The sequence below is a fragment of the Paraburkholderia sp. CNPSo 3274 genome (assembly GCF_024206475.1).
GTDB lineage: Bacteria > Pseudomonadota > Gammaproteobacteria > Burkholderiales > Burkholderiaceae > Paraburkholderia.
In genome coordinates, this window is sequence record NZ_JAMBPR010000074.1 from 26,612 (window position 1) to 41,028 (window position 14,417).

Annotated in this window: 14 protein-coding genes; 8 read left to right on the plus strand and 6 right to left on the minus strand. The window is 62.8% G+C overall.

The features are described from left to right. Position 1 precedes the first annotated feature (1 nt). From M3I54_RS35295 to M3I54_RS35305, 3 genes are read left to right on the plus strand one after another with little or no spacing between them, the layout of a single operon-like run. Complete coding sequence (locus tag M3I54_RS35295; RefSeq protein ID WP_254344143.1) at positions 2-505, plus strand: DoxX family protein; 504 nt, start codon at positions 2-4, stop codon at positions 503-505. Continuing rightward, the gene (locus M3I54_RS35300) at positions 502-1,143 is read left to right on the plus strand and encodes a DUF1109 domain-containing protein (protein ID WP_254344145.1); all 642 of its coding nucleotides are present in this window, start codon (positions 502-504) and stop codon (positions 1,141-1,143) included. The genes M3I54_RS35295 and M3I54_RS35300 overlap by 4 nt, the downstream gene beginning before the upstream one ends. Before the next feature lie 52 nt (positions 1,144-1,195). Next, positions 1,196-3,274 carry an NAD(P)/FAD-dependent oxidoreductase gene (locus M3I54_RS35305; protein WP_254344147.1) on the plus strand — a complete coding sequence of 693 codons (2,079 nt, stop codon included), beginning with the start codon at positions 1,196-1,198 and terminating at the stop codon, positions 3,272-3,274. A 93-nt stretch (positions 3,275-3,367) separates the two neighbouring features. Here M3I54_RS35305 and M3I54_RS35310 read toward each other — a convergent pair whose 3' ends face one another. After that, entirely contained in the window at positions 3,368-4,285 is a 918-nt protein-coding gene (locus M3I54_RS35310) for an AraC family transcriptional regulator (protein ID WP_254344150.1), read from the minus strand. Positions 4,286-4,386: 101 nt separating this feature from the next. On the opposite strand from M3I54_RS35310, the gene M3I54_RS35315 reads away from it, so the two are divergent. Both M3I54_RS35315 and M3I54_RS35320 read left to right on the plus strand, forming a co-directional pair. Next, complete coding sequence (locus M3I54_RS35315) at positions 4,387-5,136, plus strand: SDR family oxidoreductase (RefSeq protein ID WP_254344152.1); 750 nt, start codon at positions 4,387-4,389, stop codon at positions 5,134-5,136. 20 nt (positions 5,137-5,156) lie between these two features. Beyond that, complete coding sequence (locus tag M3I54_RS35320; protein ID WP_254344155.1) at positions 5,157-5,915, plus strand: SDR family oxidoreductase; 759 nt, start codon at positions 5,157-5,159, stop codon at positions 5,913-5,915. 91 nt (positions 5,916-6,006) lie between these two features. Here the strand turns inward: M3I54_RS35320 and M3I54_RS35325 are convergent, their stop codons facing one another. The 4 genes from M3I54_RS35325 to M3I54_RS35340 all read right to left on the minus strand — a co-directional run bounded on the left by M3I54_RS35325 (position 6,007) and on the right by M3I54_RS35340 (position 10,152). Further along, entirely contained in the window at positions 6,007-7,149 is a 1,143-nt protein-coding gene (locus M3I54_RS35325) for a hypothetical protein (protein WP_254344157.1), read from the minus strand. Between the two features lie 47 nt (positions 7,150-7,196). After that, a complete protein-coding gene (locus tag M3I54_RS35330) occupies positions 7,197-8,492 on the minus strand; it encodes a hypothetical protein (RefSeq protein ID WP_254344158.1) in 1,296 nt (431 codons plus the stop codon). 57 nt (positions 8,493-8,549) lie between these two features. After that, positions 8,550-9,770: a hypothetical protein gene (locus tag M3I54_RS35335; protein ID WP_254344160.1), complete on the minus strand. Its 1,221-nt coding sequence runs from the start codon at positions 9,768-9,770 to the stop codon at positions 8,550-8,552. Between the two features lie 82 nt (positions 9,771-9,852). Continuing rightward, entirely contained in the window at positions 9,853-10,152 is a 300-nt protein-coding gene (locus tag M3I54_RS35340; protein WP_254344163.1) for a hypothetical protein, read from the minus strand. A 275-nt stretch (positions 10,153-10,427) separates the two neighbouring features. Between M3I54_RS35340 and M3I54_RS35345 the strand changes: the two genes are divergently transcribed. Beyond that, positions 10,428-10,886 (plus strand): nuclear transport factor 2 family protein, encoded by a 459-nt coding sequence (locus M3I54_RS35345; protein ID WP_254344164.1) that lies wholly within the window; start codon positions 10,428-10,430, stop codon positions 10,884-10,886. Positions 10,887-11,013: 127 nt separating this feature from the next. Further along, entirely contained in the window at positions 11,014-11,925 is a 912-nt protein-coding gene (locus M3I54_RS35350; protein WP_254344166.1) for a LysR family transcriptional regulator, read from the plus strand. A 75-nt stretch (positions 11,926-12,000) separates the two neighbouring features. Here the strand turns inward: M3I54_RS35350 and M3I54_RS35355 are convergent, their stop codons facing one another. Beyond that, a complete protein-coding gene (locus M3I54_RS35355) occupies positions 12,001-12,912 on the minus strand; it encodes a LysR family transcriptional regulator (RefSeq protein WP_254344168.1) in 912 nt (303 codons plus the stop codon). A 428-nt stretch (positions 12,913-13,340) separates the two neighbouring features. On the opposite strand from M3I54_RS35355, the gene M3I54_RS35360 reads away from it, so the two are divergent. Continuing rightward, on the plus strand, positions 13,341-14,318 hold the full coding sequence (locus M3I54_RS35360) for a zinc-binding alcohol dehydrogenase family protein (protein ID WP_254344170.1): 978 nt from the start codon (positions 13,341-13,343) through the stop codon (positions 14,316-14,318). Positions 14,319-14,417: the final 99 nt, after the last annotated feature.

The following is a 14,417-nucleotide window of genomic DNA, read 5'->3' on the forward strand; positions in this document are numbered from 1 at the left end:
CATGCAAACTCGACAAGACTCCAGACCGTCCTTTGCGGGCAACGTCGCGCACGCGATCGGGTGCGCGCGGCGCTTCATCGAACGGCTCGCACAACCGTCGTTTGTGCAGCTCGTGTTACGCCTCGCGCTGGCCGTGCCATTCTGGAAATCGGGCATCCTCAAGTGGCACGGTTTTCTGCAGCTCAACGACACGGCCATCGATCTCTTTACCGACGAATTCAAGCTCCATCTGCCCGGTGGCCCTTATCCGTTTCCGGCGCCGGCCCTCTTCGCGTTCCTCTCCGCGTGCGGCGAGGTCGGCTTCCCGGTGCTGCTCGTGCTGGGATTCGGCACGCGCTTCGCGGCCGCCGGGCTGCTGCTGATGACCTGCATCATCGAGTTGACGGTGCCGGACGGCTGGCCGATTCATATCACGTGGGCCGCCATGGCGCTCGGCATCGCCGCGTGGGGTCCGGGCGTGATATCGATCGACTACCTGCTCGGGGACCGCGCGTACCGGTCATGAAAACGCGAGAGCTGATCACCCGGCTCGCGAGCGACGTGGCGCCCGTCGAGCGCAACGCCGTCCCGAGGCTGCTCACGCGCGCGCTCCTGCACGGCCTTGCCGGCAGCGCGGTCCTGCTGGTTGCGCTGTACGGCGTGCGCAGCGACATGCCCGAGCTGATCCTCACGACGATGTTCTGGGTGCGCCTCGCGTTCCCGCTCGCGATCATCGCCGCGGCCATGAAGCTAGCCGAGGCGCTGGGCCGCCCCGGCGCGCTCCTCGGGCTCGCCTGGCTCGCGGTGGCGCTGCCGGTGGCCTCCATGTTGCTCGCCGCGGGCAGCATCCTGCTGGCGACGCCGCCGGGCTACCGGCTCGAGCTGATGCTCGGCACGACATGGCGCACGACGACGGCAAACGTCGTGCTGCTCTCGCTCCCCTCGCTCGCCGTGATGACGCGCGCGATGAAGCAGCTCGCGCCGACGCATCTCGCCCTGGCCGGCGCGGGCGCGGGTCTTCTGGCCGGCGGGCAGGGATTGCTCGTCTACTCGCTCTATTGCTCGGAGATGGCAGTCCCGTTCTGGGGTGTCTGGTACATGCTCGCGATCGTCATCACGACCGCACTCGGCTCGGCCATCGCGCCGCATTGTCTGCGCTGGTGAGACTCGCGTCGACGCCCCGTTCGCCGTGATGGTTCGCTCGAAATGGTGCCTTATGCTCAGGAACGCCTTCAAACACCTGGTCCGCTTCGCTCCCAAAGTACGCGCGCTTTGCATGCCGTGGCTTCTTCTTGCCACTCGCGTCTGGTTCGGACAAGTCGTGCTCGTGCATCAAATCATGGCCATGGCGCAAAGCAATCAGGGCGGCGTAACCGGCGCCAGATTGCATGCGCCGTCCAGCGTGGAGGCAGCGCTGCACGGTATCGTGCCGTTCCTGCTCACCGCTGGCCTCCTCACCCGGCCCATTGCGCTTGTATTGCTCGTTGGCGGTTACGGATCGATCGCCCTTGGTCCAGGCGGCGCAACGCTTGTATTGCTCGCGTGGCTGGTCGTGCTGGGTCCGGGAACGTTCTCCCTCGATGCGATGCTCGGGCGAGGCCTGACGTGGGCTCCACTTGGGCCGGCCCGACAGATCAGGAAATTCTATGAGCTGATTGAACGATATGTGTCACCTGTGCTCCTGCTCGTCTCGCGCGCAGGCATCGCGGCGTCGCTCAGTCTCGCGTCCGCATTGACGCCTTCCCTGTTCGGGCAGGCCGCTCATCATAGTCTGGCGACACTGTTCGTCTATCCATCATGGATCGCCGCAGGGCTCGCGTTCTGCATCGCTTTCGGCTGCATGACGCGACCGGCGATGTTCATCTATGCCGCCATGGTTCCACTCGCTGGCATAGCCATGTCCATGGACGATCGGCTCGCTATTCTCCTTCTGCTACTGATGTTCGTAGTCACCGGGCCCGGCGTTATCTCGGTGGATCAATTGCTCGCCCGCGCGGTGCTCAGCAGCCCGGAGAGAGAAGAAAGCACGCTGGATCAGTATCCACATGTTGTGGTGGTAGGCGGTGGCTTTGGCGGGATCGAGGCAGTTCGCGGTCTACGCAATTCGCACTGCCGGATCACCCTCATCGACCAGCGGAATCATCATCTGTTTCAGCCGCTGCTCTACCAGATCGCGACAGCTGCGTTGTCGCCCGGGGAAATCGCAACGCCGATCCGAAGCCTCTTTCGCGGACAGCGAAACGTCCAGGTCCGTCTGGGAAGCGTCACAGGCATCGACACCGCCACCCGCGAAGTGCTGATCGGCGCAGCCAGCCTGAAATTCGACTATCTCGTACTGGCAACTGGTGCACGTCACAGTTACTTCGGCAACGATCACTGGGCGCCGTACGCGCCTGGGCTAAAAAACATAGAGGACGCAACCTCGATAAGAAGCCGTCTGCTGCGTGCATTTGAAGAAGCGGAAACGGCCGCTGACGAAGCGTCCCGTGTCGCGTGGCTTACGTTCATCATCGTCGGGGGAGGGCCGACTGGTATCGAACTGGCCGGCGCCATCGCAGAACTGGCGCACCACGGGATGGATCAGGAATACCGCACATTCGATCCATCGACAGCGCGTGTCATTCTGGTTCATTCTGGGCCCCGCGTTCTGCCGACATTCCCGCCTTCCCTGTCTGCCGCGGCGGAACGTTCCCTTCGCAAGCTGGATGTCACGGTCTACCTCGATACCAGGGTACTGGGCGTCGATCAGGATGGCGCCGATCTCGGCAAGGAGCGAATTGCCGCTCGCACGATCCTGTGGGCTGCAGGGGTGGCGGCGTCTCCGGTTGCCAAATGGCTAAACCAGCCAGAGGACGCGTCCGGACGAATCAAGGTGAACGAAGACCTCTCTGTTCCGGCAGTTGAAGGCGTTTATGCCATTGGCGATGCCGCTTCGAGTCTGGGCTGGAAGGGTGCGGCGGTACCGGGGTTGGCGCCTGCCGCCAAACAGCAAGGAAAATATGCCGCGCGAGTGATCGACGCGCAGCTTGCGGGTCGTCGTCGGCCCCCAGCCTTTCGCTACAGACATTTCGGAAGCCTGGCAACGATCGGGCGTCAGGCGGCTGTGGCGGAAATCGGCCCCATCCGCTTGTGGGGTGCGCCAGCGTGGTGGTTCTGGGGCGCCGCACATATCGCGTTCCTCACCGGTGGGCCGAACAGGGTGAAGGTCATGCTGGATTGGCTCTGGGCCTATGTCACCTACCGACGCAGCACGAGACTCATTACCGATCCGGCTTCCGGCAGGCCGCCGGATTGATATTCGCCGTGCGCAAACCGGCGCTTGCTGCGCCCGGAGCGCCGCCTGCTGGCGCTCGTGGCCCAGGCCCGCCGGCAACCAGTTTGCGCCTGCTTACACGCCTTCCGGAGTCGTCTGCTCCTCGCGTGCATACTGCGTAGGTGGCCGGCCGACGTGCCGCGTGAAGGCGACGCTGAAGGTGCTGGCCGAGCTGTAGCCAACCCGTTGGGCAATCTCGGCGATACGGCCGTGATTGCGGCGCAGTAGATCTTTTGCAAGCGCCATGCGCCAGGTGAGCAGGTATTCCATCGGCGCGATGCCGACCGCGCGACTGAAGCGCTCGAAAAAGGTCGAACGCGAGAGCGCGGCCTCCTTCGCGAGCGCCGCAACCGTCCACGGCTTCGTCGGGTGCTCGTGCATTTCCCGGATCGCAGCCGCGAGGCGGCTGTCGGAGAGTCCGCGCACGAGGCCCGCTGGTGCATACGTTCCCGCCGTGGATCGCAGCGCTTCGATGAGCAGCACTTCCAGCAGGCGAGAGAGGACGACTTCGCGCGCGGGCCGCTGCTCTCTTGATTCCTCGCGCACGAGTTTTACGAGTGTGGCCAGCCGTTCCTGGCCGCGGACATGCACGAGTTGCGGCAGCAGCGAAACCAGCAGCGATGAATCCGGCGACCCGAAGCTGCAGTGGCCCGCCACCATGCGCGAGTCGATCGGGCTGTCCGCAGCGCCGATTCTGAATTCATTGTTGCCCAGCGCGACGGGCGTGGATGTCTCGAGGTCCGCCGATGGAGGCTCGAGGCTGCTCATCTCGATGCCATCGGACGCAGGAATCAGGACGAAGTCACCGGCCACGAGTTCGAGCGGCGCGTGATCGTCGATTGTGATGCGACACCCGCCATCGAGGATGACGCAATAGAAAGGCTCGCCCGCCACCGAACGACTGATGCGCCACGGGCTGGCGCCGAGGACGAGTTTGGAGTAGCGCGCACTCGGCTGGAGCAGCGTCACGACTTCGGCCAACGGATCGATCATGGCCGGACTCCTGCAAATGAAATTCGGACCATTGATTGTAGCAAGTACGGTCGTCGCGAACTATCGTATGGGCACACGCAAATTATCCAAAAGGAGTTCGCATGCAAACCGTGCTGATCACCGGCTGCTCTTCCGGATTCGGCCTCGAGATCGCTCGCTACTTCCTCGCCCGTGGCTGGCGGGTTGTCGCCACGATGCGCACGCCGCGTGACGACGTGCTGCCGCCTTCAGAACACCTGCGCGTGCTGGCGCTCGACGTCACGAAGCCGCAGAGCATACGCGAGGCCGTCATGGCCGCAGGACCGATCGACGTCCTCGTCAACAATGCGGGCTTCGGCACGGCTTCCCCGGCTGAACTTGCTCCGCTTGCGGCGGTGCGCGAGGTCTTCGAGACCAATACGTTTGGCACGATCGCCGTGACGCAAGCCGTGCTTCCCCAATTCCGTGAGCGCAAGGCCGGCGTCGTCGTGAACGTTACATCCAGTGTGACTTTGAAGGCACTGCCCTTGATCGGCGCGTACCGCGCGAGCAAGGCCGCGGTGAACGCATTTACCGAGTCGATGGCGTTGGAACTCGCGCCGTTCGGCGTGCGGGTGCGCCTGGTGCTGCCGGGCCGTTCGCCAGAGACCCGCTTTGGAGAGAACGCGCGTGCCCGCATCCACGGCTTCGACAACGAAGCCTACGCCGGTCTCGTCAAACAAGTCCTCGCGCATCTGGAGGACACGGCTTCCCCGCTCACCCGTGCACAGGACGTCGCCGAGGCGGTATGGCGCGCGGCGACCGACCCCTCGTCTCCGATGCACATTCCCGCCGGCGCCGATGCGCAAGCATGGGCAGCCGAAGTGAGCTGACCAACCGAAAGGAAAACGCCATGCAGGACAAACCTATCGCCCTCGTCACCGGAGCCAATCAGGGAATCGGTCTTCAGATCGCAAAGGATCTCGCGTCAAACGGCTTCACGGTGCTGGTCGGGTCGCGCAATCTCGAACGCGGTGAGACCGCGGCCACGGAGGTTGGGCCGAACGCGCTTGCGCTCCAGCTCGACGTGACGGATCAGGCTTCGATCGCCGCCGCCGCGGCGCGCATTCACGACGACTATGGGCGCCTCGACGTGCTCGTCAACAACGCCGCGATTTCGGGCACGAACCGGCAACCCGGCCAGTCCGTCGAAGACTTCGCGAAGACGACCCGGCCGAGCAATGTCTCTCTCGATGAGATGCGCGCGGTATGGGACACCAACGTGTTCGGCGTCCTCGCCGTTTATCAGGCGATGTTGCCACTCCTGCGCAAGTCGACGGCCGCTCGCATCGTCAACGTGTCGAGTGGCGTTGGCTCGCTCACGACGAACTCGGACACTGCGTTCCCGTGGCGCTCGATCTTCGGTCCGGTCTACCCCGCGTCCAAGACGGCGCTCAACGCATTGACCGTTGCCATGGCGATCGAGCTGGAGCCGGAGGGAATCAGGGTCAACGCTGTCTCTCCCGGCTACACCCGCACGAACCTCAACGGCTATACGGGCACGGAGACCGTCGAGGAGGGTGCGCGCGAGGCGGTGCGCGTCGTTCTGCTGGGTCCCGACGGCCCGACGGGGACGTTCACGCGTTGGGAAAACCAGACGATTCCGTGGTGAGCGACTGCATTGGACGCAAATAATCGAACGCGAGGCTCCCACGTGGAGCCGACTCTTTCAGCACGCGTTACCTGCCGGCGAGAGGTTGCCCTTACGCTGTTTCCGCGGAATTCGCCGGGTCTGTCAGTTCGAAGTGAATCGAGCGATTGGCCCGTTCGCCGGTCAATTCGCGGCGCGGCCGGCGCGGCCCGTCAAATGCCGCGCACAGGTTGTTGCCGCAGACATCTTCGAGGTCCGGCGCGACACGAATGGCAGGCCGCCTCGCCGTCCAGGGTGAAGCCGGTGTAAAACTCCAGCGTCTCTCACCCTTTTCGATCGCGACTCGCCCCGATATCGGTAGTTCATCGTCCCCCACAACCGTAATCGCATTCCGGAGCAACGCCCAATCCAGCGACCGGGGAAACTGGATCGTAAGCGCCTGGCGACTCTTCGTGGCGGGAGCCAGAACCTTCCAATGCATGAGTGCGACAGGCTCGCGGACCGCCTGCGCGACAACGAAAGGCTTGTAGAAATTCCGCCGTAGCGGACGACCGGACGAGTCGACCATTGCCGAGCCGATGGCCAGCGCGTAACGTTGCCCCAGTCCCAGCGGCGGACCCAGTTCCCGATTGGGCCCTACCCAGCGTTTCAGCCTGCCCGGATCCAGCAGAACCGTCAGGCACCGCATACTCCTGTCCCAAAGCTCCAGCGGAGGCCGATAGAGCACATCGGGCGCAGGCCGTCCTTCGGAATCGATAAGGCTGATCTGTTGCGCTGCCCAGCCGCGCCGCATCGGCCTTGAAAAGCATACGTAGAAACGAAGCAAGTTTTCCGGCACCACATCGGCGGACGGAAAGACGCCCGTCACGTAAGTCGGTTCGGGATCGGCCGGGTTCGCAAGCGAGAAGTCGAGTGTCAGCACGTCCGCATGCCCGGCACGGCCGAGCGGCCGCGGGTCAAAGCTCGCGCGATAACGCACGCCCGGTTCGAACGGAAAACGCGGAATGAATCGCACGCCGGCTTCCAGAAGCTGATAGCGGCCAAGCACATCGGGAAGTTCGTCGCAGCCCTGCATGGCCGCTTCGATAACGCTCACCCGCAGCGCGGCCTGCAGCAGGTGGTCGATCCGCTGGCGTTTGCCGAGGGACGCGACAAGATCCGGATCGAGGTTGTGAACGCCGACGCTAGCCGCCCCACTCTGTTGTGCATCGGGATCGAACCGCAGTGTTGGCTGGAGCGTCATCGAAATCCTCACTCAGTCTCGTTGAGCAATTACCCTGCGTCCAGTTGATCGGCAACCGGCTACGCGTGGTCGATCTCGTTGCGATGTTCGCGGTAGTGGAACGGGTCCGGACCATTCGGCCAGTTCATTTCCGCCATTCCCAATCTGCGGTCGAAGAAGTACGGAACCATCAGCGTGCCGATGTCCAGTCGATATGACGTCTTCGGATGCCGCCAGATAACGACTGCCCACCGTGGCTCGAGAATCGCGATATGTTCCGCGCGGATCGGCAGATCGCGCTGCGTACGCCCGAGGCCGCCCGGCCCAAAATCGATCGGGCCGCCCGTCGGTTCCGATTTTGCCGATGTCAGCTCCGCGGCTTCGATGCGAGACGCGCTGCGTACGTCGATGGTGACAAGCAAGTAATCCTTATGATCGAATGGGTCGGTATAAATCAGCATATCTAGCGGGTTCGACCCATAGCCCAGCTCGCCGATCGTGTCTCCACGCACATGCGCACCATCCTTCAAATCGTGCAGATGGAAGCGGACGAGCGGTGTGCAACCGTACACGGCAAACAGCCAGGGCTCTCCGTTCATCTCCCGGATCAGTTGCCGCACGATCGGGGCACGCGTTTCGAACTCGCCGTGAGTCGGGTGCCAGATCTCGACGGTGCTCGTCGACAGGCGGGAGTCGAATGGGTATCGGATGCGATACAGCGTCGATGCGAAGCGCTGATTCGAAATCCCGGTCACGAAAACCTCGCCGTTGTAATACTTGACGTCCGTGATCGCATAGACCTGCTGGGGCTCAAACTCCAGCATCGCTTTCTGGTCCGGCTCGTTTGGAATTGCAATTTTCGAGTGCGGAATACCGTCGAGTTCGAGCAACTCGAGTTTGCCGTGATTGACCTTCACGATCGCAGCCATGGCGCCTGGTCCGCGGCCGCGTTCGACCGACATGAAGATCTGTCGGGACGGCTGATGGATCGCCATATCGTTGATGACCATATTGCCGACCGTCGTACCGAACAGAGCAGCGAGCTTCTGATCCACGCCCAAAACCAGATCGCGGCCTTCGAAGTTATGAAAATTCCCCACATCGACGTCGGCCTGCGAGGTCAGGTCCGATTCCCTGAGTGCAAATGCGTGGACGGCGCCACCCGTGATATCGCCGACAAAGAGAACATTGGCGGGCCCGAACTCGAGGGCTCCCGCAGACTGGAGTGGACCACCGGGCTGCGGCGATGCGGATCCCTCCATTTCAGCCTTGGTCTTTTCGCTCCCGGCCCGCGCCGGGCCGGATAAGGCAAGCATGAGCGCCGAGGCCGAGCCAGTCCGCAGAAACTCGCGCCGCGAACGGCCATCGGCCGCCATACCGGATTTTGTCGTGTGGTCCATTGCGTTCCCTGGTTGTGGCGTCAACGTTCGGTGCTAGATGCTGGCGAATCCGCCACCGGCAGCCGTCAATCCGCCGCTGACCTCGAGCGATTCGATCGCGCCATGCAGTTCCAGCGGATTGACGCCTTCGCCATGCGTGATCAGGCCGCCGGCGATCGCGATCTTGCGCGCCGATCCTCCGGGCTTGATGCTAAGCGCCGTGGCCGCAAGCTGGACCACGACGCCCTTGACCAGCGAATCGCCCGTACCGCCCCACGTCTCGATGCCCCGGCGGACGGTGATCTCGCCGACGGGCTGGCTGATCTGGATGCCCACCGCGCCATCGGCATGCGTGACGACGCGCTCGAATTGCGCCGACCGCACGGTGCCTGTGTAGACATTGAAGCCGCGCGATCCCTGGCCGAACGTCTCGATCAGCGCGTTGACCTCCAGCCGGTCCAGCGTGCCGAAGTTTACGAAGCCGATGCCGCTCGGCCCGTAGGACGTGACCTTCCCGTCGACGATCCAGCGATCGACGGCTCCCCAGTTATCGAGCACCATGTCGTTCGGACCGTACGTCGTGACCGGGCCGTGATTGTGCACGTTGGCGACGAATGCACCCGACACGACGAACACGCCGCCGGTGATGCGATCCGGCGTGCCGGGCGCGATTCCGCCATCGCTGTGGACGGCGCCCGTCTCCAGGCGATGCGCGACGACGCGCCCGCCCGTCTCCCCGGCGCCGCTAACGAAAATGCCGCTGCCGCGAACCGGCGCGCCGGCACGGCCGGTGGACAGCCCGGTGAGGTCCGCCGTGATAACTACGCCGCGGTCTTCGTGCTGGTTCCAGAGCGTGAAGGCGCCAGGAACGACTTCGACGCCATATCCCTTCGGGCGCTCGTCATAGCCACGGGCATCGGCGGCCCACAGGTCGATATCGTGCGCTTCGACATGGCCGCCACGCACGCTGTCGCGCGCCAGCAGCTGCACGACACCGGCAATGCTCAGATCGTGCAGCACGAGCCGACCGAATCCGTCGACGCTCGTATCGTTGAATATCGCGCGTCGATCGGGATCCGTGGAAAGCCGCAAGCCTTCGACCCGGTTGTCTGCCGAAAGCTCCAGCCCGTCGCTGCCGGGTGCGAAGCGCAGGGCGGCTTGTGCGTCGATGCCAGTCAAAGCCAGACCGGGTCGCAGGCGAAAGCCCGCAACCCCGGCAATCTGCGCTGAAACGACAATTTGCAGAACCTGGTCGTCGTCGACCGCCGTCTGCAATTCGGCGACCGTGGAGACGTGGCGCGTTTCGGTGTTCACGATGGGTCGTCCCTCCATGACCTGATGCCTATGCCTACGCCGCTCAGACGAGCGACGCCGCCTCTTCGGCGGAAACCAGCTTGCCGAGCTTTCCATACTCATGCAGATCCCCGCCAACCTCGATCCGGATGGACTGGTCGATGCCGCCCACGCGCACGGGCGAAAACCCGCTGACGGCAATGAGTCTTGCCACGACCTCGCCGGCCTGCGTATCGTCCGCCGCATAGAACAGCACGGCCCGCTCCGGCGACCGATTCGCGGCGGCCTCCAGCGATTCGGCGCCCAGCGTGCCGAACGCCTTGACGAGACGCGCCCGATCCGGGAGCAGCCCAGAAATCAGCACTCCAGATGATCGCGGTGTTCATGACAGTTGCGCTCCTTTCTGTTTCCCGCCTCCGTGACTGCAACGGTCCACCGGGGCGGACGATGCAGTCAGCGACGCTTTGCGTTCCGACCTTGTGCAAGCACTCGTGAACCGCAATTCTTCCTCGATCGTAGCCAACCGATCGGCTAACCGCTAACGGACATTCCGGAAATCGGATTTCCATTTCTGGAAAGCTCGTGCGAGCGCGGTGTTTGTATGCTTGAGCGTGTCCCCTGATGAGGAGGAGCAGGCCCATGCTCACGCCAACCGAAGTGCTGTCCTCGATACTCGAGAAGCCAACCGATATCGACCACGTGCGTGCGCTTGTCACACCCGACGTGACCTACGTTTCCCTCAACTACGACAATCCCGATCTGAAGCGGATCATGCCGTGGGCCGGCACGTCTCACGGTCCCGAGAGCATCGTGAAGACCTTTGTGGATGTCGGCAGTTTCTGGGAGATTCAATCCTTCGAGCCGGAGGCGCTGTTCGGCACCGACGAATACGCGGCCATGTTCGGCCGGTTCACGTACCGATCGACGGTGCTGTCCAAGGTCGTGACGACACCGTTCGCAGTGTTCGCCAAAGTCGAACATGGCCGCTGCACGTATCTCCAGTTCATGGAGGACACCTTCGCGACAGGCGCGTCGTTCCGAAGCGGGGGAAGCTGGACCTTTCAAGGCAATCCGAACGGCGAGCGGGTCGTGCTCTAAGCGACCGGGTCCTTCACGTCGCCACCGGCGGACCACCGCCTTGCTGCCGCCCAGTTGCTGAGGTAATCTGCGTCAGACGATGCCGTAGATCGCCAGCAAGATGAGGGTCGGACGGAGCGTAACGGTGATGAAAGATCTGAATACGCTGCTGATTTTCGCGAAGGTCGTCGAGGCGAGCAGCTTCTCGGAGGGCGCGAGGCGGCTCAAGATGCCCATTTCCTCGGTGAGCCGCCGTATCGCCGAACTCGAAAATCAGCTGGGTGTCCGTTTGCTCGATCGATCCACCCATCACCTGAGGCTCACGGACTTCGGCGCCGAAGTATTCGAGCTCGCAAAACAGGCCACCGAGGTCAGCGAAGCCGTCGACAATGTCATCTCGAACCGCCTTCCCGAGGTGTCCGGCGCCGTGCGGCTCTGTGCGCCGCCGAGCCTCTCCGACTCGCTCATCGTGCCTGTCGTCGAAGTCTTTCAGCAGGCTTACCCCAACGTGGAGGTCAAGGCCTTCATTACCGAACGCATCGTCGACCCGATAGCCGAGGACGTCGATATCGCATTCAAGGTCGGAACCTTCACCGACGCGACGCTCGCGGCACGCACGCTGCTGACCTACCGGCATCAGGTCGTTGCAAGTCCGAAGTACCTCGCCAGATGTCACCCTCCGGAATCGCCACGGGACCTTCCCGCGCACCGGCTTTTCGCGTTCTCCTTCTGGAAGCCGGACTATAGCTGGAGCTTCGTTCACGTCAACGGCCGGGATTCCGAAACGGTTCCCTTCCAGCCGGCAATCGCCATGAACGATTACACCGGACTCATCGTGGCGCTGCTCGAAGGCTGCGGCATCGGGGAACTGCCACCCATCGTTCAGCCAGACCTCGTGCGCAGCGGGCTGCTCGTCGAGGTCTTGCCGGACTGGCATCTGCCGGTGTTCGACCTGACCATCGCCAACCTGCGCGACCGCTATCTGCCCCGGCAGGTTCGAATCTTCAGGGACTTCGCGTCGAAGATGGTGCCCGGGCTCTTTGGCTCCTTACCCTCTTGAAAGGTCAAAACAGGCGATACCACTGAACCCAGTTCAATCATTCGCAATCCGTCAGGAGTTCGAATGTTCGGCACTTCACTCCGGAAGATCCGGAAACAACACCGGTGCCATTTCGATCGCGAACTCCTTGAAGAGCCTGCACGGTTTCGAAATGTGCCGGTTGCCCAGGTACACGAGGGAGAGGTTGTATGTCGGGAGGCGCCACTGCGGCATCACCTCCACTAGCTTGCCCTCGCGGACGAGATCGGGCCGAACCACAGGGGGCAGCTCGCCAATACCGGAACCAGCCAGAATCATGGAAGCGAGGCCGGCGAAATCGTTCATCGCGAAGAACGGCTGGAACGTGAGCGTCTGCCTTTCTCCGCCTTTCTCGTGAATGAAGCACCAGCTGCAATCCGGCTTCCAGTGCGAAAACGCAAGCAGGCGGTGCTCGAGCAGATCGTGCGGCTTTTGGAGCGTCCCGCAGCGCTTGAGGCAGGCGGGCGTTGCCACGATCCGGTGGCGGTATGCCAGAAGGCGCCGCGCGACCAGCGACGAATCGCGCAATGCGCCAACGCGGAACACGAGGTCGACGCCGTCCGCGATGTGTTCGACGTAGCGCTCGGTCACGAGAATCTGGAAGCGCACGTTCGGATAGCGCTTCTGGAATTCCATGACGAGCGGCGTCAGCAGGGTATCCGAAACGCTTGGCGGCGCCGAAAGGCGCAAGAGCCCGGACATGTCCGAGAGATGGTTGGAAGCAACGCTTTCAATGGCCTCGCCCAATTCGACGCTTCGCACCGCATGCTCGTAGACCTCCTTGCCGAGGTCGGTAAGCGCGAGGCTGCGCGTGGAGCGTTCGAGGAGGCGAACGCCCAGTGCCTCTTCGAACTCCGCAATCTGCCGGCTGACTGTGGAGACTGGCATGCCAAGCCGGCGTGCCGCCCCGGAAAGGCTCCCGGATTCGACTACCTTTGCGAATATCACCAGCGAGTTCAGGTTCGCCATCGTTTTTCCATCCCTGGAAAGACTATTGTGCGCCGGTTCCCGGTGGCGTCGCAAGGACAGGCGCCACCCGGAAGCGCGGGCGTGAAAGCGACACGCGGTGGCGTGCCGATCTTCCCGGAACTGGAAAACGATTTTTCACTTCGCCGTCTACTGGAAATTCGCGACTGCGCTATCGTTTTCGATAGGCAGTGAGTGAGTTCAGTCGAACGCCGTGCCCTTCCACTCGATACGCTCTCTGCCTGGACGTGATCCGTTTCGGCAAGCGGAAACTGAATCACGAGAGAGGGTGATCTGAACGTAGGCACGGCGGCCCTCACGTTTGCCGCACCGCTTGCTCTATTTTCATTTGCACTGCAAACCGTTTCGGGAAAGGACGGACTTGTTTATTCATCATATGCGCGTGCTCGCGAGCCGCAAAGGGAGCGTCGATGACGACCATGAAAGCAGCAGTGATCCACGAGCCGGGCGGCCCTGAAGTGCTCAAACTCGAACAGCGTCCGATACCGTCGCCGCAGCGCGGCGAGGTGCTGATTCGCGTCAAGGCGTTCGGGCTCAACCGGTCCGAGATGTTTACGCGTCAGGGATTTTCTCAGAGCGTGAAGTTTCCGCGCGTGCTGGGAATAGAGGCGGTCGGTATCGTTGAAGACGCACCAGGAATGGAATTCGCAAAAGGCGATACGGTTGCCACCGCAATGGGAGGCATGGGGCGCGAGTTCGACGGCAGCTATGCGGAGTACACCTGCGTCCCTGCCCGGCAGGTGCAAAAGCTGGTGACCAGTTTGCCGTGGGAAACGCTCGGCGCGATGCCGGAAATGCTTCAAACCGCGTGGGGCTCGCTGTTCAAGGCGCTTGCACTTCAGCGGCGGGATCGCCTGCTGGTTCGGGGCGGAACGACTTCGGTTGGACTTGCCGCCGCCGCGATTGCCAAAGCACACGGCGCTTTCGTGATATCGACGACCCGCAATCCACAGAAAGGCGACGCGTTACGTGCTAACGGAGCGGATCGTGTCGTCATAGACTCGGGCACGATCGCCCAGGAGGTCGGCGAAGTGTCACCCGGTGGCGTGGATAAGGTGCTTGAACTCATAGGCACCTCGACCCTGAAGGATTCGTTACGCTGCGCGAAGCAGGGCGGCGTGGTGTGCATGACCGGCATTGTCGGCAACCAATGGTCGTTCGATAACTTCAGCCCTATGGACGTGATACCGAGCACGGTGAGACTGACGATCTACGACGGCGGAGTCAACGAATTCATGGCGACCCCGTATGACGAACTGCTGGGTCAGGTCAAGGCCGGCACACTTCGTGTCCCCGTGGGAAACGTATTTCGACTCGACGATCTCGTTGAAGCGCACCGGTGCATGGAAGAAAACAAGGCCGGCGGGAAGATCGTCGTGCTGCCGTGAAGGAGGCACCCGCCAAAGCAGCTTCAGGATCGTTCAAGACGCATGCGCATCATGCGTGTGTCTCTGCGTCGTCCCACCCTTCATGGAGCCGCACATGAC